General features: G+C 75.1%; 17 protein-coding genes and 1 tRNA gene. 12 read left to right on the top strand and 6 right to left on the bottom strand.

Going from position 1 to position 19,826, the window contains the following annotated elements; genetic code table 11:
- The first annotated feature begins 128 nt into the window (after positions 1-128).
- On the top strand, positions 129-1,592 hold the full coding sequence (locus ACSU53_RS19855) for a hypothetical protein (protein WP_437029577.1): 1,464 nt from the start codon (positions 129-131) through the stop codon (positions 1,590-1,592).
- A gap of 265 nt (positions 1,593-1,857) precedes the next feature.
- Here ACSU53_RS19855 and ACSU53_RS19850 read toward each other — a convergent pair whose 3' ends face one another.
- Positions 1,858-2,457: a histidine phosphatase family protein gene (locus ACSU53_RS19850; protein ID WP_437029575.1), complete on the bottom strand. Its 600-nt coding sequence runs from the start codon at positions 2,455-2,457 to the stop codon at positions 1,858-1,860.
- 187 nt (positions 2,458-2,644) lie between these two features.
- Between ACSU53_RS19850 and ACSU53_RS19845 the strand changes: the two genes are divergently transcribed.
- The 7 genes from ACSU53_RS19845 to ACSU53_RS19815 all read left to right on the top strand — a co-directional run bounded on the left by ACSU53_RS19845 (position 2,645) and on the right by ACSU53_RS19815 (position 9,079).
- Entirely contained in the window at positions 2,645-3,616 is a 972-nt protein-coding gene (locus ACSU53_RS19845; protein ID WP_437029573.1) for a phosphatase PAP2 family protein, read from the top strand.
- Positions 3,567-4,712 (top strand): hypothetical protein, encoded by a 1,146-nt coding sequence (locus ACSU53_RS19840; protein ID WP_437033290.1) that lies wholly within the window; start codon positions 3,567-3,569, stop codon positions 4,710-4,712. The genes ACSU53_RS19845 and ACSU53_RS19840 overlap by 50 nt, the downstream gene beginning before the upstream one ends.
- Positions 4,703-6,298, top strand: coding sequence for a hypothetical protein (locus tag ACSU53_RS19835; protein WP_437029571.1), 1,596 nt, complete (start codon positions 4,703-4,705; stop codon positions 6,296-6,298). The genes ACSU53_RS19840 and ACSU53_RS19835 overlap by 10 nt, the downstream gene beginning before the upstream one ends.
- On the top strand, positions 6,295-7,644 hold the full coding sequence (locus tag ACSU53_RS19830; protein ID WP_437029569.1) for an AAA domain-containing protein: 1,350 nt from the start codon (positions 6,295-6,297) through the stop codon (positions 7,642-7,644). Before ACSU53_RS19835 ends, ACSU53_RS19830 begins: the two co-directional genes overlap by 4 nt.
- A gap of 131 nt (positions 7,645-7,775) precedes the next feature.
- Positions 7,776-8,141 carry a hypothetical protein gene (locus ACSU53_RS19825; protein ID WP_362090078.1) on the top strand — a complete coding sequence of 122 codons (366 nt, stop codon included), beginning with the start codon at positions 7,776-7,778 and terminating at the stop codon, positions 8,139-8,141.
- Positions 8,142-8,304: 163 nt separating this feature from the next.
- Entirely contained in the window at positions 8,305-9,015 is a 711-nt protein-coding gene (locus ACSU53_RS19820; RefSeq protein WP_437029567.1) for a hypothetical protein, read from the top strand.
- Positions 9,006-9,079: transfer RNA gene (locus ACSU53_RS19815), tRNA-Lys, on the top strand. The genes ACSU53_RS19820 and ACSU53_RS19815 overlap by 10 nt, the downstream gene beginning before the upstream one ends.
- Positions 9,080-9,181: 102 nt before the next feature.
- Here the strand turns inward: ACSU53_RS19815 and ACSU53_RS19810 are convergent.
- Positions 9,182-10,513, bottom strand: a complete 1,332-nt coding sequence (locus ACSU53_RS19810; RefSeq protein ID WP_437029565.1) for a M6 family metalloprotease domain-containing protein — start codon at positions 10,511-10,513, stop codon at positions 9,182-9,184.
- Positions 10,514-10,849: 336 nt separating this feature from the next.
- On the opposite strand from ACSU53_RS19810, the gene ACSU53_RS19805 reads away from it, so the two are divergent.
- Complete coding sequence (locus ACSU53_RS19805) at positions 10,850-12,865, top strand: putative bifunctional diguanylate cyclase/phosphodiesterase (RefSeq protein WP_437029563.1); 2,016 nt, start codon at positions 10,850-10,852, stop codon at positions 12,863-12,865.
- 93 nt (positions 12,866-12,958) lie between these two features.
- Here ACSU53_RS19805 and ACSU53_RS19800 read toward each other — a convergent pair whose 3' ends face one another.
- Positions 12,959-14,077 (bottom strand): LLM class flavin-dependent oxidoreductase, encoded by a 1,119-nt coding sequence (locus tag ACSU53_RS19800; protein ID WP_437029561.1) that lies wholly within the window; start codon positions 14,075-14,077, stop codon positions 12,959-12,961.
- Between the two features lie 510 nt (positions 14,078-14,587).
- On the opposite strand from ACSU53_RS19800, the gene ACSU53_RS19795 reads away from it, so the two are divergent.
- The gene (locus tag ACSU53_RS19795; RefSeq protein WP_437029559.1) at positions 14,588-14,944 is read left to right on the top strand and encodes an antibiotic biosynthesis monooxygenase; all 357 of its coding nucleotides are present in this window, start codon (positions 14,588-14,590) and stop codon (positions 14,942-14,944) included.
- 89 nt (positions 14,945-15,033) lie between these two features.
- Here ACSU53_RS19795 and ACSU53_RS19790 read toward each other — a convergent pair whose 3' ends face one another.
- Together ACSU53_RS19790 and ACSU53_RS19785 are read right to left on the bottom strand one after the other, a co-directional pair.
- Positions 15,034-15,765: a maleate cis-trans isomerase family protein gene (locus ACSU53_RS19790; RefSeq protein ID WP_437029557.1), complete on the bottom strand. Its 732-nt coding sequence runs from the start codon at positions 15,763-15,765 to the stop codon at positions 15,034-15,036.
- Positions 15,762-16,595 (bottom strand): maleate cis-trans isomerase family protein, encoded by an 834-nt coding sequence (locus ACSU53_RS19785; protein ID WP_437029555.1) that lies wholly within the window; start codon positions 16,593-16,595, stop codon positions 15,762-15,764. Before ACSU53_RS19785 ends, ACSU53_RS19790 begins: the two co-directional genes overlap by 4 nt.
- A 181-nt stretch (positions 16,596-16,776) precedes the next feature.
- Between ACSU53_RS19785 and ACSU53_RS19780 the strand changes: the two genes are divergently transcribed.
- On the top strand, positions 16,777-17,760 hold the full coding sequence (locus tag ACSU53_RS19780) for a D-2-hydroxyacid dehydrogenase (RefSeq protein ID WP_437029554.1): 984 nt from the start codon (positions 16,777-16,779) through the stop codon (positions 17,758-17,760).
- Positions 17,761-17,777: 17 nt separating this feature from the next.
- Entirely contained in the window at positions 17,778-19,289 is a 1,512-nt protein-coding gene (locus ACSU53_RS19775; protein WP_437029552.1) for an amidase, read from the top strand.
- Here the strand turns inward: ACSU53_RS19775 and ACSU53_RS19770 are convergent.
- Positions 19,270-19,764 (bottom strand): DUF3830 family protein, encoded by a 495-nt coding sequence (locus tag ACSU53_RS19770; protein ID WP_437029550.1) that lies wholly within the window; start codon positions 19,762-19,764, stop codon positions 19,270-19,272. The genes ACSU53_RS19775 and ACSU53_RS19770 overlap by 20 nt on opposite strands.
- Positions 19,765-19,826: the final 62 nt, after the last annotated feature.

Here is a 19,826-nt window from a genome sequence, read left to right as displayed (position 1 = left end):
TTGTAGCCAAACCCTGCGTACCGGCTCCGTCACAGCAGGTACGTTCTTGCCCGCCGGAAACAGGGCGGCACCCGAACATTCCGCCCCGCGTCCGGCATGGTTCGACGGTTCGCAGAGAGGACCCGGCCATGGCGTCGTCAACGGTGCCCTCGTCCAACTCCGACCGGCCGGCACGGCCGAACCTCGTCTTCCGGCAACTGCGCGGAGCGCGCTCGCCGGGCGAGTTCGCCGCGGCGGTACGGCGTGCCGCCCACGAGATCGGCGAACGCGTCAGCTGTGACGCGCGGTACGTGCACCGGGTCGAGACGGGCGAGATCCGCTGCCCCAACTACGCCTACGAACGGGTCTTCCTGCACATGTTCCCCGGCCGCACGCTGACCGATCTGGGCTTCGCGCCCCGCTCGTCGGTGCGCGGTCGCGGGGCCCGGCAGGGGGAGCACGGGGACCCGTCCCCGGTGGCGCACCCCGCGGGCCCGGCGGACGCCAGGAGTGACACCGGTGAGACCGGCGGGGCCCCGGATCCGTATACGGAGCCGCGGGACCCGTACGACACGCACGACAACTACGAGGAGAGCGACGTGCTGCGTCGCGCATTCATGACCGGCGGGGGCGCCACGGTGGCCGCCGCCTCGCTGGGCCCCCTCGGGTTCGCCCGGGACGCCTCGGCCGCACAGCGCTCGGTGCGCCGTGCCGAGGCCAGTGACGCGGGTGCCCTGGAGGAGGCCGTCCGCAGGATCCGCCTGCTCGACGACCGGCACGGGGCGGACGGCCTCTACCGGCGGGCCGCGGCACCCCTGCGCGCCGCCTACGCCCTGCTCGACGCCGGCACGGCCCGCCGGCGGACGGCCGACCGGCTGTACTCCGGCGCCGGCGAGCTGGCCATCTCGGTCGGCTGGCTGGCGCACGACTCCGGCCGGTTCGACGACGCGCGCTCGCACTACGCGGAGGCGCTGGCCACCGCCCGGGTCACCGGCGACGCGGGCCTGGAGGCCCACGCGTTCTGCAACACGGCGTTCCTCGCCCGGGACGCGGGCCGGCCCCGGGAGGCGGTCCGCGCGGCGCAGGCGGCGCAGCGGGCCGCGCGCCCGCTCGGCTCGCCGCGGCTGATGTCGCTGCTGGCGCTGCGCGAGGCCGGCGGCTGGGCCGGACTGGCCGACCGCGCGGGCTGCGAGCAGGCCCTGGCCCGCGCCCAGGCGTACTTCGAGCGCGGCCCCTCGGAGGCCGACCCGGAGTGGATGACCTTCTACGGCGAGGCGGAGCTGGAGGGTCTGGAGGCGCAGTGCTGGTCGATGCTGGGCGACTGGCCGCGCGCCGCCCGGCACGCCCGCCGGGCTGCGGAGCTGCAGGATCCGCACTTCACCCGCAACATCGCGCTCTACACGGCGGAGCTGGCGGACGACCTGGCCCGCGGCGGACGCCCCGACGAGGCGGCCACGGCCGGGATGCGCGTGCTGGACCTGCTGAACGAGGTGCAGTCGTCGCGGGTCCAGAGCATGCTGGCCGGCACCGCACGCGTCCTGCTCCCGCACCGCCGCGCCTCGGGCGTCTCGGCCTTCCTGGACCGTCACGCCTCCGTGCCGCGCGGGGTGTGACGGGGCCCGGCCCACCCGCGTCGGCGCCCGCGCCACGGTCCGCGCGGTGTTCCGCGCGCGTGTCCTGCGTCACGGGCGCCGACGCCGTGGCGGGGCACGCGCCGGGTTCCGGCTCCGCCGGGCAGCGGGTGCGAGGACGGCCGGGCGGGGAGCCGAGGCCCGCGCCCCCGCACCTCCGGCGCGGCGGGGCCGGCACGCGCGGACGCCGGTCAGGGCCCGCGCGGCCCCGCGAGGGCTTCCGGCGCCTCCGGGCGGGCTCCCGGCGTCAGGCCACCAGGTGCCCCTGGTCGTTCCAGCTCTCCACGGCCGGCTCCCCGTAGGCCCAGCCCAGGACGGACAGGGACGTCGGGTTGAGCCGGATGCGGGCCGCGAACTCCAGGGGCAGGCCCAGCCAGCGCGCGCCGATCGAGCGCAGGATGTGGCCGTGGGCGAAGATCATGACGTCCCGGTCCGCGGACCGGGCCCAGCCCACCACCTCGTCCGCGCGGGCGGTCACCTCCGCCAGGCTCTCCCCGCCCTCGGGGACGCCGTCGCGCCAGATCAGCCAGCCGGGGCGCAGCGCCTGTATCTCGCCCGGCGTGAGCCCCTCGTAGGCGCCGTAGTCCCACTCCATGAGCGTGTCCCAGGTCTGCGCGCGCTCCCCGAACCCGGCCAGCTCGCACGTCTCCCGCGCGCGGGAGAGCGGGCTGGTGCGCACCTCCACGCCGGGCAGCCCGTCGTACGGGGCGCGGCGCAGGCGTTCGCCGAGCAGCTCGGCGCCCCGCCGTCCCTCGTCCAGGAGCGGCACGTCGGTCCGCCCGGTGTGCTTTCCGGACAGCGACCAGGCGGTCTGTCCGTGCCGGGCCAGCAGAATGCGGGGTGCCATGGGGGAGACCTTCCGGTGAAACGCAGGTGGATCCCGCCCATCATCGCGCACCCTGGTCAGGCGCAACCCCGGGCCCGATCTCCGCGTCTATCAGGGCCGAGGGCGCCTCACGGGGGGCGTTGACCCACGCCGTAGAGTGGCTGACCGCCGTCGGGCGTGAGCGAGGACGAAGGGGGAGGGCGAGCGGATGCCGCACAGCGAGAAACCGGGCACCGAGGAGGTCCCGGTGACCCGGCTGCGCTGGTGGACCGAGCTGCCGCTGATCGTCCTGGTGTACGCCTGCTACTCGCTGGGGCGCCTGGTCGTCCGGGGCGACGTCTCGGACGCGGTGGACCACGGGCTGGCCATCCTGCGCATCGAGAAGGCGCTGTACCTGAACGCGGAGAGCCCGCTGAACCGCTGGTTCACGCACGAGCCCTGGCTGGGGATACCCGCCGACTTCTGGTACGCCTCGCTGCACTACCTGGTCACCCCCGCGGTCCTGGTCTGGCTGTTCCGGTCCCGCGCCGTGCACTACCGGGCGGCCCGCACCTGGCTGATGGTGTCCACCTTCATCGGCCTGATCGGCTTCACCCTGCTGCCCACCTGCCCGCCCCGGCTGCTCGACGCGAGCCACGGGTTCGTGGACACCATGGCCCACTACAGCTCCTGGGGCTGGTGGGGCGGCGAGGCCAGCGCCCCGCGCGGCCTGGGCGGCATGACGAACCAGTACGCGGCGATGCCGAGCCTGCACGTGGGCTGGGCCCTGTGGTGCGGCGTGATCCTGTGGCGGCACGGCCGGACGCGCACCGCGAAGACGTTCGCCGTCGTCTATCCGCTGGTCACCACCATCGTGGTGATGGGCACCGCCAACCACTACTTCCTGGACGCCGTCGCGGGCGCCGCCGTGATGGGCGCCGGGCTGCTGCTGGCCGCCCCCGCGATGCGGTACGCGGACCGGGTCAAGGCCCGGCTCCTGCCGCGCCCGGCGCTGCCCGCCGCGGTCGCCGCCCGCACCGGTTCCGCCGCCGGTTCCCCGAATGTCAGTGACGGATGCCAGACTTCCGCGGGTGAGCGAATTCCACGGCAGCGGCACCACGAGCCGCGGTACGGGCCAGGAGCCGAGCCGGGTGCCGCCCCCGCGGACACAGGGGAAGGCGCTCCGGCACCGGCTCGCTGAGCTGCGCGGCGGCCCGCAGGTGCCGCCCAAGGCGCTGGACGCGCGCGCCCTGGCCGCCCTGGCCGCCAACCCGGGCTGCGGCCGGCGCGCGCTCCTCGACGGCGCCGGGGTGGACAAGGCGGCGCTGGCCCGGGCCCTGGGCGCGCCGTCGGCCTTCGGTCAGTCCCAGTTCGCGCTCGTGCGGGGCAACGCCTTCGAGGCCAAGGTCAAGGGGGACGGCGGCACCGAACTGCTGCGCCTGGCGCACGAGAGACTGGACCGCGCCGCCGAACCGCCCACCGAGGCCCTGGTGCCCGACCTGACCGCCGCCGGCCCCGCGGGCCGCACGGCCCGTACGGAGCTGGCCCTGCGCGAGGCCGCCGAGAACCCGGGCGGCTGGACGCTGCTGGACCACCCGATGCTGGCGCTCGACGTCGCGGGGTCGGTCGCCTTCCTGGAGCCGGACGCGGTGATCGTGCACCCGGACGGCAGCTGGACCGTGGTGGAGATCAAGTCGTTCCCCCTGCTGGACGGCGCCGCCGATCCCGCGAAGGTCGGCGCGGCGGCCCGGCAGGCCGCGGTGTACGTGCTGGCGCTGGAGGAGGTGGCCGCGCGGCTCGACCCGGCCCCCCGGGTGCGGCACCGGATCCTGCTGGTCTGCCCCAAGGACTTCTCCAACCTGCCGACCGCCTCCGCGGTGGACGTGCGCAAGCAGCGCGCGGTGACCGCCCGCCAGCTGACCCGGCTCACCCGCGTCGAGGACATCGCCGCCGCCCTCCCGGACGGCGTCAGCTTCTCGCCGGAGCTGCCGGCCGAGGAGCTGACCGCGGCGGTGGAGGCGGTCCCGGCGACGTACGCGCCGGAGTGCCTGTCCTCCTGCGAGCTGGCGTTCCACTGCCGGGACCGGTCCCGCGAGGCCGGCGCGGTCACGGCCCTGGGCCGCCCGGTGCGGGCCGAGCTGGGCGGTCTGACGACCGTGGAGGACGTGCTCGCCGCGGCCCGCGGCGAGGCGGGTGACGCCGGCGACCCGGCGGTGGCCGCGCTGCGCAGGGCGGCCGCCCTGCGGGCCGAGGCCCTGGAAGCGGCCCGCGCCGCGGAGGTCGCCCCGTGTCCCTGATCACCACCCTGGCCCGTCTGGAGGCCGTGGGCACCGGCCGCGCCCAGCCCGCCGCGACCGTCCGGCACCGGCACCTGTCCGACCGCCCGCTGGTGTTCGTGCCGCTCACCACCGCCGGTGAGGCCGGGGCCCCGCTCGGCGCCCTCGTCGGCACCGACCGGGACGCGCCCCGGCTGCTGGTGGTGCCGCAGCCGCGCGACCGCGACCAGCGGTTCGCGTTCCTCGCCGACCTCGCCGACGTGGTGCTGCCCTACGTCGACACGTACGCGGACGTGGTGGAGGCCGCGGAGCGTTCCGAGACCGACCCGGAGACCGGCAAGCGGGTCAAGGTCGAGGTGGAGCTGTGCGCGGACGCGCCCCAGCTGATCGTGCCCAGCCGGGGCGGTGTCGATCTGGTGCGTCTCCTGGGCCGCTCCACACGGTTCCGGCGCACGGCCGAGCAGGACCCGGAGGCGCCGTTCCCGGCGCCGCCCCGGGTGCCGCTGCTCGGGCGCTGGCTGACCCACTTCGGGGAGCGGGCGCGGGTGCCCGGCTCGTCCCTGCTGCTCGCGCTGACCGACGTGCTGTCCCGGCACTGGGCCACCGGCCAGTCCACCCTGGAGGACCAGCACCTGGGCGCGCTGCTCGCCTGGATCGACCCGCCCGGGGGCCGCTCGGGCGCCGAGGCCGCCGAGGAGGCGGAGCTCGCCCGCGACGACCGGGGGCAACTGCTGCATCCGCCCGCCGGCCCGGCGACCGACCCGGCCTTCGACAACAAGCTGCTCGCCCCGGCCATCGAACGCTACGACCGCGCCCGCACCGCCCTGGCGGCGGCCCAGGACGGCCTGGAGGCCGACGGCCGCCTCGGCGACCTGACCGCGGCCGAGCAGCGCATCCGCGACCTGGTCGCCAGCCGCACGCGCCCCACCTGGGACGCGGTGTGGCGGGGCCTGGACCTGCTGCGGACGCTGCCCGAGGGCGCCCACGTCGAGGAGCGGTGGACGCGCGACCGGTGGTCCTTCACCGGGCACCGGGACCGCGTGGCGGCCGGCGAACCGCCCCAGCCCCGCCGCGACGACGCCGTCACCGCCGCCAACAAGCTGGCCACCCGCGAGCGCGAACAGGCCCGGCTCCAGGCGCAGGAGGCCCTGGACGACCCGCTGGAGATGGCGGCCCGCCGGCTGTCCGGGGAGGCGTTCGCCGGCGAGGTCACGGAGGTGGTGATGGCGTACAGCGAGAGCAAGCGCCCCAGCCCGCGGCCGCTGGTCACCGTCCGCACCGACGACCGCCCGCACCTCGCCGAGCGGGCCCGGGTGTACCGGTCGCTGGACGGCAAGCCGCAGGCGGCGGAGTTCGTGGCGGCCGAGGAGGACGGGGCGCTGCTGGTGCTGCGGATCATGGACCGGATGGGCCGGGGCAAGGAGCCCGCGCCGGGTTCCGTGCCGGAGAAGGGCGACCGGCTCTGCTTCACGCTGTTCGAGCACGAGCCGCGGGGCGGGGCCGCGCTGCCCGACCCGGAGGAGACCCCGTGGACGCACGGCGGGCCGCCCGGCCAGGAGCGGGCGCCGGAGCCCGCCGACCCGGTGACCGAGGAGGACGTGCTGTGACCGCCCCCGCCGAGAAGACGGTGTTCCGCCCCGGAGCGGAGGCCACCCGCGCCACCGACGCGATCCTCCACGACACCCTGCACGGCACCGCGCGCGGCGTCGTCGTGGACTCCCCGCCCGGCGCGGGCAAGTCCACCCTGGTGGTGCGGGCCGCGCTGGAGCTGGCCTCCGCCGGCCGCCCCCTGATGGTGGTCGCGCAGACGAACGCCCAGGTCGACGACCTCGTCCTCCGCCTCGCCGAGAAGGACCCGGACCTGCCGGTGGGCCGCCTGCACAGCAGCGACACCGACCCCTACGACAAGGCGCTCGACGCCCTGGACAACGTACGGACCTCAGCGAAGGCGGCCGACCTGGCCGGCCTGGACGTGGTGATCTCCACGGCCGCGAAGTGGGCGCACGTCAAGGGCGTCGAGCCGTGGGGGCACGCGATCGTCGACGAGGCGTACCAGATGCGCTCGGACGCCCTGCTCGCCGTGGCCAACCTGTTCGAGCGGGCGCTGTTCGTGGGCGACCCCGGCCAGCTGGACCCCTTCTCCATCGTGGGCGGCGACCAGTGGGCGGGCCTGTCGTACGACCCGTCGGCGTCGGCGGTCACCACGCTCCTCGCGCACAACCCGGACCTCCCCCAGCACCGCCTCCCGGTCTCCTGGCGCCTCCCCGCCTCCGCGGCCCCGCTGGTCTCCGACGCCTTCTACCCCTACACCCCGTTCCGCAGCGGCACCGGCCACGGCGACCGGACCCTCGCCTTCACTGTCCCGTCGGACGGCTCCGGCCCGGACCGGGTGATCGACGAGGCCGCCGCCTCCGGCTGGGGCCTGCTGGAACTCCCGGCCGCCCACACCCCGCGCACCGACCCGGAGGCGGTGCACGCCGTCGCTCAGGTGGTCCGCCGCCTCCTGGACCGCGAGGGCGCGGCCACCTCCGAACGCTCCCCGGACCCGGCCCCGTTGACGGCCGACCGCATCGCCGTCGGCACCGCCCACCGCGACCAGGCGGCCGCCGTCCGCTCCGCCCTCGCCGCCCGCGGCGTCACCGACGTCGTCGTCGACACCGCCAACCGCCTCCAGGGCCGCGAGTACGACGTCACCGTCGTCCTCCACCCGCTCTCCGGCCGCCCCGACGCCACCGCCTTCCACCTGGAGACCGGCCGCCTCTGCGTCCTGGCCTCCCGCCACCGGCACGCCTGCATCGTCGTCTGCCGCGAAGGCGTCGACGACCTCCTGGACGCCTACCCGTCCACGGAACCGGTCCAGCTCGGAACGCTGGTGAAGTTCCCCGACGGCTGGGAGGCCAACCACGCGGTCCTGGCGCATCTGCGGGAACACCGGGTGGGGTGGCGGGGGTGAACGCGGAGGCGGGCCGTTGGCCCCGACGCCCCCTTGCGGTGGCGCGGGACAATGGACGGTGGCCCGCTTGCCCAGGGGTGTCCCCGCTCGCGGGGAGAACGACTGCGACGACGTACGAGAAGGAGACGCACATGGCGGAGCCCAGGCCGCGTCAGGACCCACCGCGGCTACGCCCCGCGCCCCTGCTGTTCGAGCCGGCGGCGTCGGCCGCCGATCCGGAGCACTTCTTCGACCTGGAGTCGATCGACGACCCGCGCGCCCTGCTGGAGCGCGCGACGGAGCTGACGCTGGCCTTCCGGGCGGCGGCGGACCGGGCCGTGGAGTTCCAGGCGCTGGCGGCCGCCCAGCTGGCCGATCCCCGGCGCTTCGACCGGCTGACGACGGCCGACATCGCGGAGCGCGCCCAGTGGACCGAGGACTACGCGAAGAAGATGGTCGAGTTCGGCCGTGACCTGCTGCGTGCCGGGGAGGGCCCGGGGGCCGTAGACACCCTGTGACGCGTGCGGCCCGCCCGGCTGCCGCGGGAACGCGGGCCGGGACGCGGGTTCGAACAGGCGTGGCATATGCCAGGCGGGCAAGATACCCCGCCGCCCGGCACCCTGTCCCCGTTTCCGGAAACTCTGGAGAACCGTTCCCTCACGGCGGGTAGACCTGGTGTCCATGAGCAGGACACGCAAGGTCTCCGACGTCAGCGGCATCACCCCGGACGGTGCCGCCTGGCTCGCCTCGGCGGGGGCGTATCCGCGCAGCACGCTCGCCCTGTGGGAGGAGCGCCCGGAGGCCCCCCTGGTTCTGCCCTGCGGTGCCGTCTTCGACGTGGTGAGCGCGCCCGCCCTGTTCGGCCGCCGGATGCTGGACCGGATGTGGGACGAGGGGCCGGGGTCGGGGCCGGTCGCGCAGTACCGGGGCCGGATCCAGCTGTTCGCCGCGCCCGGCACCGCCCAGCGGCTGCCCGCGCTGCTGGAGTGGGAGGAGTGGGGCGCCCCCGGGACGGACCACGTCCTCGGCACCGACCGTGCGGACGCCGGCGCCACGCCGGTCCGCGACACGGCCCGGAGCTCCGGTGCGTCCCGGACACCCGGCACCTCCGCCCGAGGCGCCCGCCAGGCGGGCCGGGCGGGGGCGGTGCCGCCGCTGCTGTGCCACGGGACGGGGGACGCGGTGACCGTTCCGCCCGCCGTGGGGGCCGCCGCGCAGGGCGGTCACGGGGCGCGCTGGCTGGTGGCCCCCGACACGCGTCATCCCTGGTTACCGGGGCCGGAGGTGCTGCTCTGGGCGGCCGTCCGGGCGGCCCGTGCGGCCGTGCGGATATCGATTTTTCCTCCCGCCGATCAGGATGCTAATGTCTACGACGTCAGCAGGCGCCGCTAGCTCAGTTGGTTAGAGCAGCTGACTCTTAATCAGCGGGTCCGGGGTTCGAGTCCCTGGCGGCGCACGACATGGAAAGGCCCCCTGCGGAAGCAGGGGGCCTTTCCATGTGCCCGTGAGCGGCCTCCTCCGCCCGCCCGGCGCAGCACCCCTCCGCGGGTACCTCCGGTCAGGACTTCCGCGGGGGAACTCCCAGGGTGATGCGTACCGTCCAGGCCCCCGACGCGGTCCGCCCCTCGACCTCCACCCGCACGTTCTCCCCGGGCACGGTGAAGCTCTCGCCGACGGCGACCGGGGCGTCCGCGAGGGGCGGGTACACCGAGTCCGCCCCGCACGCCTCGGTGTGCGGGTGGGCGTCGATCACCTCGACGGGGCCGCCGCCCGAGCGGGTGCCGCCGCGCACCCGGTAGACCAGCACCCCCGCCCGGCAGGCCGCCGCGTCGTTGCCCAGCCGGTCGCGCACCTCGAAGGCGAGGACGCTGTCGGGCCCGGTGCGCACGACCGCCAGCTTGGTCCCGCGCCCCAGGCCGAACGCCGGGGCGCCGGCGGCCCCCGCCGCCTGCACCCCCGGGCCCGTGCCCAGCGGTTCCAGGGTCAGCCGCACCGGCTCCGTGCCCCGTACGCACCGCACCTGCCGGGGCTCCAGCCAGCCCAGCTTCCACTTGTGCCAGCCGAACAGATCCGGCGCCAGCGCGAACTGGCTGCCCATCAGGTCCCAGTCGCCCACGTAGGTGTCCCAGTCCCCCTTGCCGTCGACGGGGCGGTTGTAGAGGTCGGGCAGGTCGAAGACGTGACCGGTCTCGTGGGCGAGGACCAGCCGGTCCGGCGGATGGTTCTCGAACACGGTGACGACGCGGCGGATGTCGGTGCCGTCGGCGCGCAGCGGGGTGTCCAGGTTGACGACCTTGGTGGCGTCGGAGTCCACGCCCGGCGCGTCCGGGTCGGCGACGAAGTACACGATGTCGTACTGCGAGAAGTCGACCTCGGGGTCGGCCGCGGCGAGCGCGTCCCGCAGGTAGGCGGCCCGGTGGGCGAGGGTCCAGTCGCGTTGTACGGCGTAGGCGGTGGACGGGTTCGGCATCCGGATCCAGTGCTTCAGGGCGTGCGGCCGGAGGGTGAACCTGCCGTAGGAGGACCGTTCGAAGAACTCGGTGGTGGCCGGGAAGTGGTCGGCGGTCAGGTCGGCGGGGGTGGTCAGCGGGTGCGAGTCCGGGAAGGACAGGAACACCATCACCGCGTCCAGCCGGCGGGTGGGGCGGGGGTAGGCCGCGTTCCAGGTGTCCAGGCCCTCGGAGTGGTGGGCGTCGGTGCGGGTCAGCGCGCAGGGCGCCGGGGAGAAGGGCTCGGCCGCCGAGGGGGCGGAGAGGGTCGAGGTCGCGGCGAGGGCCGACATGGTGGTGAACACCGCGGCCGTGCTCCGCAGTCGGGGGCGTACCCCCGATCGGCCCAGCCCCCGCAGTGCCTGACGACCGAGTCCTCGCAGCGGCAGCCGACGCGGCACGGGAGACCTCCGGAAGACGGTTCACGGGACACCGCACCCAGACTGTGGGGGTTTGTCGTACTACGCCCTGTTCGGCTGCACCGGACGGGTGAGCGAGCGCCGCTTTTCGCGCCCGAGCGACACCCCCGGAGTGTTCACGGAACGTCACAACCGGTCGATGGGCTCCGGAACGCCGCCACCTGCGAGCAGAAACGATCTGGCAGAGATGCGGACCATGCCCGAGACTGAACACCGGCTGGAAGGGTCTGGCGCCGAGCTCTATGATCGGCACACTTTCTGAGACTTCCTGAGAGTTTCCTGCACGAACGGCAATCGAGTGCACGGCGGGAGCGAGCGGTGAGCGGAACCTCCGAAGGACCGGCGTCCGCAGTGGGTCTGGACCGTCCGAGCGTCACGGAGAGTGAGATCGTGGCGTCCACCCGTACCGGCCCCTCCCCGGCGACCGCGCCCGCGGCGGACCGGGCGCCCGCCCCGCCCGGCACGGCCCGCTCCACCCCGGAATCCCCCGCGGGCCGGCCGCCCTCCCCGCCGCCCCCGGCCCCGGTCCCGGCCACGTCATCGTCGTCATCGGCGTCGTCCCCGGCCTCCCCGGCCCCGTCCGTGCCGTCGTACCGCTCCGTCTTCACCGCCGCGCCGCTGGCGATGGCCGTGGTGGACCGCGAGGGCATGGTGGTCGGTGTCAACGCGACTCTCGCCGCCCTGCTGGACAGCACCCCGGACGCACTGGCCGGCGCCGTCGCCGCCGATCTGGTGGACCTCTCCTCCGACGCCCACACCTGGCACGCCTACCTCGAGGTCCTGCGCGGCCGCCGCCCCGAGCTGAGCTGCGCCCGCAGGCTCAAGCACCCGTCGGCCGGCGCCCTGTGGGTGCAGGTGACCGTGACCCAGCTGCCCCCCGGCGAGGACGGCGACGACGGCGTGCTGCTCGCCGTGGCCGACATCAGTGCCCGGCGCGAACTCCAGGAGCGGCTGCGGCACCTGGAAATGCACGACCCGGTGACCCGGCTGCCCAACCGCACCCTGTTCTTCGAACGGCTGACGGCCGCCCTGGAGGAGGACTCCTCCACGCGCGGCGGCAGCGGCCGCATCGGCCTGTGCTACCTCGACCTGGACGGCTTCAAGGCCATCAACGACACCCTGGGCCACCGCATCGGCGACCGGCTGCTGACCGCCGTCGCCGAACGCCTCACCCGCTGCGCCGAGGAGGCGGGCCGGCCGCGGACCGCCACCCCGCTGGTGGCACGGCTCGGCGGCGACGAGTTCGCCGTCCTGGTGGAGGACTCCACCGGCACCGAACAGCTCGCCGAACTGGCCGAGTCGGTGCTCGCCTCGGTCCAGGAGCCCTTCGACCTCTGCGGGCGGCGGCTGTCGGTCTCCGCCTCCATCGGGGTGGTCGAGCGGCACGCCGCCGGAACCACGCCCACCGCCCTGATGCAGGCCGCCGACACGACGCTGTACTGGGCGAAGGCCGACGGCAAGGCCCGCTGGACCCTCTTCGACCCGGAACGCAACGCCCACCGCATGACCCGGCAGGCCCTCGCCTCCACCCTCCGCCCGGCCATCGACCGGGGCGAGTTCGCGCTGGAGTACCAGCCGCTGGTCGGCATGGAGGACGACCGGGTGCACGGGGTGGAGGCCCTGCTGCGCTGGCACCACCCGCAGTTCGGCACGCTGACGCCGAATCGGTTCATCCAGCTGGCGGAGGAGGACGGCTCGATCGTGCCGCTCGGCCGTTGGGTGCTGCGCACCGCCTGCGAGCAGGCCCGCCGGTGGCAGGTGGAGCATCCCGACGATCCGCCGATCTTCGTCAGCGTCAACGTGGCGGTCCGCCAGGTCTGGGACTCGGACCTGGTGGCCGACGTCGCCGAGACCCTCGACGAGACGGGACTCGCCCCGCACCTGCTGCAACTGGAGCTGACCGAGTCGGCGGTGATGGGTTCCTCGGGCCGCCCGCTGCAGGCGCTGAAGGCGCTCAGCGACATGGGGGTGCGCATCGCCATCGACGACTTCGGCACCGGCTACTCCAACCTGGCCTACCTCAGCAGGCTGCCGGTGTCGGTGCTCAAGCTGGACGGCTCCTTCGTCCGGGGCTTCCAGTACGAGGAGCGGGCGGCCGCCCCGCCCAACCCGGCGGACGAGGTCATCGTCGAGGCGATGGTGCAGCTCGCCCACCGGCTGGGCCTGACCGTCACCGCCGAGTGCGTGGAGACCTCGGCGCAGGCGACCCGGCTGCGCCGGATCGGGTGCGACACCGGGCAGGGCTGGCTGTACTCGCGCCCGGTGTCCCCCGACCGCATCTCCGAACTGCTGGCCGCGCCCGGGGTCCAGGCGGACGTCGCGGTCAACCCGTAGGCGTCGGCGACGCGGTCAACCCGTAGGCGTCGGCGACGCGGTCACCCCGTAGGCGTCGGCGACGCGGTCACCCCGTAGGCGTCGGCGACGCGGTCACCCCGTGGACGTGGGCGACGTGGGCAACCCGTAGGCGTCGGCGAGGAGTTCGTAGGAACGCAGGCGCACGTCCATGCCGTGCGTGTTCGCGGTGATCATCAGCTCGTCGGCGCCGGTGCGCTTCTGCAGGTCGTCGAGACCGGCGCGGACCTCGTCCGGGGTGCCGAAGACGACGTTGGCGTTCCAGGAGTCGACGAAGTCCCGCTCCGTCGGGCTGAAGGGGTACGCCTCGGCCTCCTCCGGGGTGGGGACGAGTCCGGGGCGCCCGGTGCGCAGCCGCACCATGTTCAGCGCGGCGGCCAGCACCTGCCGGCGGGCCTCCTTCTCGTCCTCGGTCGCGAGCGCGGAGACGCCGATCAGCGCGTAGGGCGCGTCGAGCACCTCGCTCGGGCGGAAGGACTCGCGGTACAGGTCCAGCGCCGGGATGGTGTTCTGCGCGGAGAAGTGGTGGGCGAAGGCGAACGGCAGGCCCAGCATGCCGGCCAGCCGGGCGCTGAAGCCGGAGGAACCGAGCAGCCAGATCGGCGGCCGGTGCGGGGACTGCACCCCGCCGGGCGACGTGGCCTGCACCGGGCCGGGCACGGCATGGATGCGGCGGTAGGGGTGGCCGTCGGGGAAGTCGTCGTCCAGGAACCGGGTGAGCTCGGCGAGCTGCTGGGGGAACTCGTCGGCGCCCTCGTGGAGCCGGTCGGTGCGGCGCAGGGCGGCGGCGGTGGCGCCGTCCGTGCCGGGGGCACGGCCGAGCCCGAGGTCGATCCGCCCCGGGGCCATGGCCTCCAGCGTGCCGAACTGCTCGGCGATGACGAGCGGGGCGTGGTTGGGCAGCATCACGCCGCCCGACCCGAGCCGGATGCGGGTGGTGTGGGCGGCGAGGTGGGCCAGGATCACGGCCGGGGACGAGGACGCCACCCCCGGCATCGAGTGGTGCTCGGCGACCCAGTGGCGGTGGAAGCCGCGGGACTCCGCGAGCCGGGCCAGCTCGACACTGGTGCGCAGGGCGTCGGTGGCGGTGCTCCCGGCGCCCACGGTGACCAGGTCCAGGACGGAGAGGGGGACGGGGGCGCTCCCCCGCGCCGTGCCGCGGATCTCGTCGGCTGCGGTCTCGTCTGCGGCCACGGTGGGGTGCCTCCTGTGTGCTCGGCCGTTCGGTCTGCCCGGTCCCGGCACGTACCGCCGTGGTACTGCCGCGCCGCGGTCCCGCCGGGACACTGCGGCGCGGGTGCGCCGGGAGGGCGTGCGCGTGCTGCGCGGCGCCTTCCGCCCAGAACAGGGGACAGTCCCCGGTTATTCCCGGCGACCGGGAGCCGGCCTGCCCGGAGGCGGGTACGCCCGGTGGCCGGCCGCTCGGGGTGTGGGCTGTGCGCGCCGTGGTGCTTGACCTGAACCCGGCTTGAGCTTCTAGCGTCGTGCCCGGTTCCGCACCGAGGGCGCCGAGGACCCTCGCCCCGGCCGCCGTGACCGGTCCGGTCCTGTCCGGTCCGCTCCTGTTCGGTCCGGTCCGGTCCTGTTCGGTCCGGTCCGGTCCGGCCCTGTCCCATCCGGTTGTTACCGGCCGATTCGACCGGGCCCCACCCCGACCCCGCGCCACCCCTGCCCCTGCCCCTGCCCCTGCCCACGGAGGTTCCCATGACGACCGTCTACCGCGTGGACAAGTTCGCGGTGCCCGGCACCGCCCGCGAGGAGTTCTGGCGCCAGGTCCGCCGCACCCACGCGCTGCTGCGGGAGCAGCCGGGCTTCCTGGACGACGTCCTGCTGGAGCAGCGGTCCGGGCCCGGCCGGTTCAACGTGGTCACCCTGGTCCGGTGGCGTTCCGCCGACGACCTGGCGGCGGCCCGGCCGGTGGTCGAGGCGTCGCACCGGGCCGCCGGGTTCAGTCCGGCCGACTTCCTCGCGCGGGCCGGCGTCGAGGCGGACGTGGCCGACTACGTCGAGGCCGGAACGCCCACCACGGCGACCGGCGCGGCGGCGACGCCGAGCACCTGAGAACCGAAGCCCCGCTCCCTCCCGCTCCCCGCAGCCCCCGGCCGCCCGCCCCGCCCCCGCCCCGGCGGCATCGGCACCCCCGGCCGCGCTCACGCCTGGACGATCGGCTCCCGGGTGAACAGGGCACCCAGGGACGGGGCGTTGACCCGGCGGTCGGCCAGGCGCAGGCCCTCCCAGACGGTGACCTGGTTGGCGGTGAGGACCGGCTTGCCCAGCTCCTTCTCCAGGGCCGGGATGTGGGCGGCCGTGTGCAGGGCGGTGTCCGGGAGCAGCAGCAGCTCCGCGTCGGGGCGGTCGGCGGCGCGGGCCAGGGCGAACACCTCCGCCTCCTCCCAGGTGCCGACCTCCGCCGCCGTGACGATGCCGGAACTGCGCACGCCGGTGACCTCGATGCCGCCGGTGCGCAGGAACGCGGAGAACAGCCCGGCCACGTCGTCCGGGTAGGTCGCGCCGACGGCCACGCGGCGGGCGCCCATCTCCCGGACCGCGTGCACGAAGGCGAAGGAGGTGGAGGAGGCGGGCATGCCCGCCGCCAGGGCCAGGGACCGCACCTGCTGCTGGGCCCCGTCCCAGCCGTGCACGAAGCTGCCGCTGGTGCACGCCCACACCACGGCGTCCGCGCCCGTGAGCCGCAGTTGTTCCACCCCGGCCGCGAGCCGCTCCGGGGAACCCATCTCGCGCAGCGCGTCGACCCGGTGCGCGTCCTCACCGATGTCGGTGTGCACCAGGTCCACCCGTACGTCGCTGCCCAGCAACTGCTCCATGCGCGGGTAGTCGTCCTCGGCGGAGTGTCCCGGGTAGAGGAATCCCAGTGCGGTCATGTCCAGCCTTCCTGCTGTTTCTCTTCCGGCACGTCCGGCAGTACGGAGCCGGACGCCTGGTCCGGCAGTACGGGCCCGGAGCGCGCCGACACGTCGATCAGCGCCTGATACGGTCCCACCGCCCGGGTACCCAATCGGCGCAACGCCGCCCACATGGTCACCTGGTTGGCCGAGATGACCGGGATGCGCAGTTCGGCTTCGAGCTGCGGGATGACGTCGTAGGTCGGCAGGTTGGTGCAGGACAGGAACAGCGCGTCGGCCGGGCCGAGGGGTCCGCGCACCGCCGCCTGCCGGGCCATGTCGACCACCTCGCGGTAGGTGACCTGCCAGATGTGCCGGGTCAGGCCCATGAAGGCGCAGCCGGTGACCGCGACGCCCGCCTGGCCGACGTACCGTTCCAGCGCCCGGGTCACCGACACGGTGTAGGGCGTCACCAGGGCCACCCGGCGCACGTCGAGTTCCACCAGCGCCTCCAGCAGGGCGCCCGAGGTGGTGATCGCCGGGACCCGGCCGGTGCGGCTCATGGCCTCGCACATGGCGCGTTCGCCCATGACGCCGCCGACGAAGCTGCCGGAGGTGCAGGCGTAGGTGACGACCTCGGGGGCCACGGCGGTGAGGGTGCGGACCGCGTTGCCGAGGGTCTCGTGCTCGCTGATCAGGCGGGCGAGGTCCAGGCTCACCTCGACCGGCACGTAGGGCGTGCGGGTCAGGTGCAGGGACACCTCGTCGGGGACCCAGCGCCACAGCTCCCGGTCCAGGGCGAAGTCGAAGGGGGCCACGACACCGACCCCGCGCTGCGGACCCGGTCCACCGAGAAGGGAGACGTCCATGTCAGCACCGGCCTCACGCTGGGGGACGAGCCCACGACGGACCGTCGAACGGCCCGTGAGGAGCACGCAAGGAGCACGCAACGGATCGTCGGAACGCCCGTGTTGACGACGGTAGGTTCGGGTGCCAGCGTGGTCAATCCGCGCATCTCAGACTTTCGGCCACAGCGCAGAAACGGCGGTCATGACCACCCCCCGCACCCCTTCCGTCCCCCCTGTTCCGGCCGTCCCCACGGTCCTCGTACTGGACGCGGATCCGCCGCCCCGGCTCGGACGGCTGACCGGCCGGGCCCGGATCGAGCACGCGGACGCCGCGACGCTCGCCGAGCGGCTGCCGGACGCGGACGTGCTGCTGGTGTGGGACTTCACCTCGCACGCGGTGCGCGCCGCGTGGCCGGGCGAGGGGCCCCGGCCGCGCTGGGTGCACACGGCGAGCGCGGGCGTGGACCATCTGCTCGGGCCGGAACTGGCCGGCTCCGAGACGGTCGTCACCAATGCCCGGGGCATCTTCGACGGGGCGATCGCCGAGTACGTCGCCGCCCTGGTGCTGGCGCACGCGAAGGACCTGCCGCGGACGCTGGAGCTCCAGCGCGGGCGGACCTGGCGGCACCGGGAGACCCGCAGGGTGGCCGGGACCCGCGCCTGTGTGGTCGGTTCCGGGCCGATCGGCCGGGCGATCGCGGCGACGCTGCGCGCGCTCGGCGTGACGACGGCCCTGGTCGGGCGGACCGCGCGCCCGGGGGTGTACGGGCCCGGGGAGCTGGACCGGCTGTTGTCCCGCGCGGACTGGGTGGTCGCCGCGGCGCCGCTGACCGACGCCACGCGGAGCATGTTCGACGCGCGCCGCTTCGGCGTGATGCAGCCCTCCGCGTACTTCGTGAACGTCGGGCGGGGGCAGCTCGTCGTCGAGGACGACCTCGCCGAGGCGCTCCGGCGGCGCTGGATCGCGGGCGCGGCCCTGGACGTGTTCGAGGCCGAGCCGCTCGCCGCGGACAGCCCGCTGTGGGAGGTGCCGGGGCTGGTCGTTTCCCCCCACATGAGTGGTGACACGGTCGGCTGGCGGGACGAACTCGCCGCCCAGTTCGTGGAGTTCTTCGACCTGTGGGCAGCGGGCGAGCCGCTGCCGAACGTGGTCGACAAGCAGCGCGGGTATGTACCCGGCCACTGATGTCCCCGGGAGGGCGGATGACCGAGTCCATCGAGTCCGGCAGGTCCGGCGAACCGACCGGCCCCGGCACCCCCGGCGGCCACGCCGGCCCGGCCCGCCCGGCCGACGTCACCGGCCCGGCCGGCCCGACCGCCGTGCAGCTGCTGGCCGGCTACCGCGCGGGGGACGTCGGCCCGGTGGCGGCGACCCGGGCGGCGCTCGCGCGGGCCGAGGAGATCCAGCCGGAGCTGAACGCCTTCGTGCGGCTGATGCCCGAGGAGGCGCTGGAGCAGGCCGCCCGGTCGGAGGAGCGGTGGCGGCGCGGTGAGCCGTGCGGGCTGCTGGACGGGGTGCCGGTCACGGTGAAGGACATCCTGCTCCTGCGCGGCTCCCCGACGCTGAAGGGGTCGCTGACCGTCGGTCCGGCGGGCCCCTGGGAGGAGGACGCGCCGTCGGTGGCCCGGCTGCGGGAGCACGGGGCGGTGTTCCTGGGCAAGACGACGACCCCGGAGTTCGGCTGGAAGGGCGTGACCGACTCCCCGCTCAGCGGCGTCACCCGCAACCCGCACGACCCCTCGCGCACCGCGGGCGGCTCCAGCGGGGGCGCGGCGGTGGCCGTGGCGCGGGGCGCGGGCCCGCTGGCGCTGGGCACGGACGGCGGGGGCAGTGTCCGCATCCCGGCGTCGTTCTGCGGCATCTTCGCGCTGAAGCCGACGTACGGCAGGGTGCCGCTGTATCCGGCGAGCGCGTTCGGCACGCTGGCGCACGTCGGTCCGATGACCCGGGACGCGGCGGACGCGGCGCTGCTGATGGACGTGATCGGCGGCGCGGACTCGCGGGACTGGTCGGCGCTCGCCCCGCCCGCCGATTCCTTCTCGGCCCAGCTGGCGGGCGGGGTGCGCGGGCTGCGGGTGGCGTTCTCACCGGCGCTGGGCGGGCAGGTGGCGGTGCGGCCGGACGTGGCGTCGGCGGTACGGCGGGCGGTGGAGGCGCTGGCCGGACTCGGCGCGTACGTGGAGGAGACCGACCCGGACCTCGCCGACCCGGTGGACGCCTTCCACACGCTGTGGTTCGCCGGGGCGGCACGCGTGACCCAGCACCTCGGCCCGCAGCAGCGGGCCCGGCTGGACCCGGGACTGCGGGAGGTGTGCGCGGCGGGGGCGCGGCTGACGGCGCTGGACTACCTGGCCGCGGTGGACGTGCGCATGGACCTGGGCCGCCGGATGGGCCTGTTCCACGACACCTACGATCTGTTGGTCACGCCGACGATGCCGGTCACGGCGTTCGAGGCGGGGGCGGAGGTGCCCCGGGGCTCCGGGCTGCGCCGCTGGACGGGCTGGACCCCGTTCACCTACCCGTTCAACATGACCCAGCAGCCCGCGGCGACCGTACCGGTGGGCGCGGACGCGGACGGTCTGCCCATCGGGCTGCAACTGGTGGCCGCCCGCCACCGGGACGCGCTGGTGCTGCGGGCCGCGCACGCGCTGTACGAGGCGGGCGTGGCCCGCGGGGCCGGCGCGGGGACCGCGGTCACGCCCGGCGGAAGCTGAGCGTCTCGCCCGCCGCCCCGGTGCGCCACAGGTCGTTGCACGCCTCGGCCAGCCCGGCCAGCCCGTCCACCACCTGCCCCCAGACGATGCCGGGCACCCAGCCGACGTCGCCGTTGAGCAGCAGGTTGTTGCGCTCGTAGAACAGGGCGAGGTCCACCACGGTGGCGCCGGGGCGGACCTCGCGGTCGTAGCCGTACGCCTGGGTGCCCAGCTCGGCGCCCGCGAAGGAGAAGTAGCACAGGTCACCGGGGATGGGCGTGACCGTCGGGTTCTCCAGGGGCGGCTCGGCCCGCGCGAACGGCTCGAACAGCGCGTAGATCTCGTTCCGGGCGTATTTGGCGTGGTAGACGTCGCCGCTCAGGGGCAGCGCGTCCCAGACGGCCGCGCACGTGACCGGGGCCCGGTCGTCGAGCAGCCGGGCGGTCGCGGTGATGCCGCGTGTGACCAGCGAGACCTCGAGGTATCGGTCGACCATGTGTCCCATGGTCCCGTGCCGGTCAAGACCGCCCCACCGCCGAACGGGGCCGAAATTGGCCG

Origin of the sequence: Streptomyces sp. enrichment culture, assembly GCF_964273255.1 — a bacterium.
Taxonomy (GTDB): domain Bacteria; phylum Actinomycetota; class Actinomycetes; order Streptomycetales; family Streptomycetaceae; genus Streptomyces.
The sequence above is the reverse complement of the archived record's forward strand: the minus strand, read 5'-3'. Positions and strand labels throughout refer to the sequence as shown.

Excerpts from the sequence above, each read along its gene's own strand:
- ACSU53_RS19775 (WP_437029552.1), top strand. The coding sequence starts at position 17,778 with ATGACCGAGTCCATCGAGTCCGGCAGGTCCGGCGAACCGACCGGCCCC.
- ACSU53_RS19825 (WP_362090078.1), top strand. The coding sequence starts at position 7,776 with ATGGCGGAGCCCAGGCCGCGTCAGGACCCACCGCGGCTACGCCCCGCG.
- ACSU53_RS19850 (WP_437029575.1), bottom strand. The coding sequence starts at position 2,457 with ATGGCACCCCGCATTCTGCTGGCCCGGCACGGACAGACCGCCTGGTCG.
- ACSU53_RS19770 (WP_437029550.1), bottom strand. The coding sequence starts at position 19,764 with ATGGTCGACCGATACCTCGAGGTCTCGCTGGTCACACGCGGCATCACC.
- ACSU53_RS19855 (WP_437029577.1), top strand. The coding sequence starts at position 129 with ATGGCGTCGTCAACGGTGCCCTCGTCCAACTCCGACCGGCCGGCACGG.
- ACSU53_RS19820 (WP_437029567.1), top strand. The coding sequence starts at position 8,305 with ATGAGCAGGACACGCAAGGTCTCCGACGTCAGCGGCATCACCCCGGAC.
- ACSU53_RS19785 (WP_437029555.1), bottom strand. The coding sequence starts at position 16,595 with ATGGACGTCTCCCTTCTCGGTGGACCGGGTCCGCAGCGCGGGGTCGGT.
- ACSU53_RS19845 (WP_437029573.1), top strand. The coding sequence starts at position 2,645 with ATGCCGCACAGCGAGAAACCGGGCACCGAGGAGGTCCCGGTGACCCGG.
- ACSU53_RS19780 (WP_437029554.1), top strand. The coding sequence starts at position 16,777 with ATGACCACCCCCCGCACCCCTTCCGTCCCCCCTGTTCCGGCCGTCCCC.
- ACSU53_RS19790 (WP_437029557.1), bottom strand. The coding sequence starts at position 15,765 with ATGACCGCACTGGGATTCCTCTACCCGGGACACTCCGCCGAGGACGAC.
- ACSU53_RS19795 (WP_437029559.1), top strand. The coding sequence starts at position 14,588 with ATGACGACCGTCTACCGCGTGGACAAGTTCGCGGTGCCCGGCACCGCC.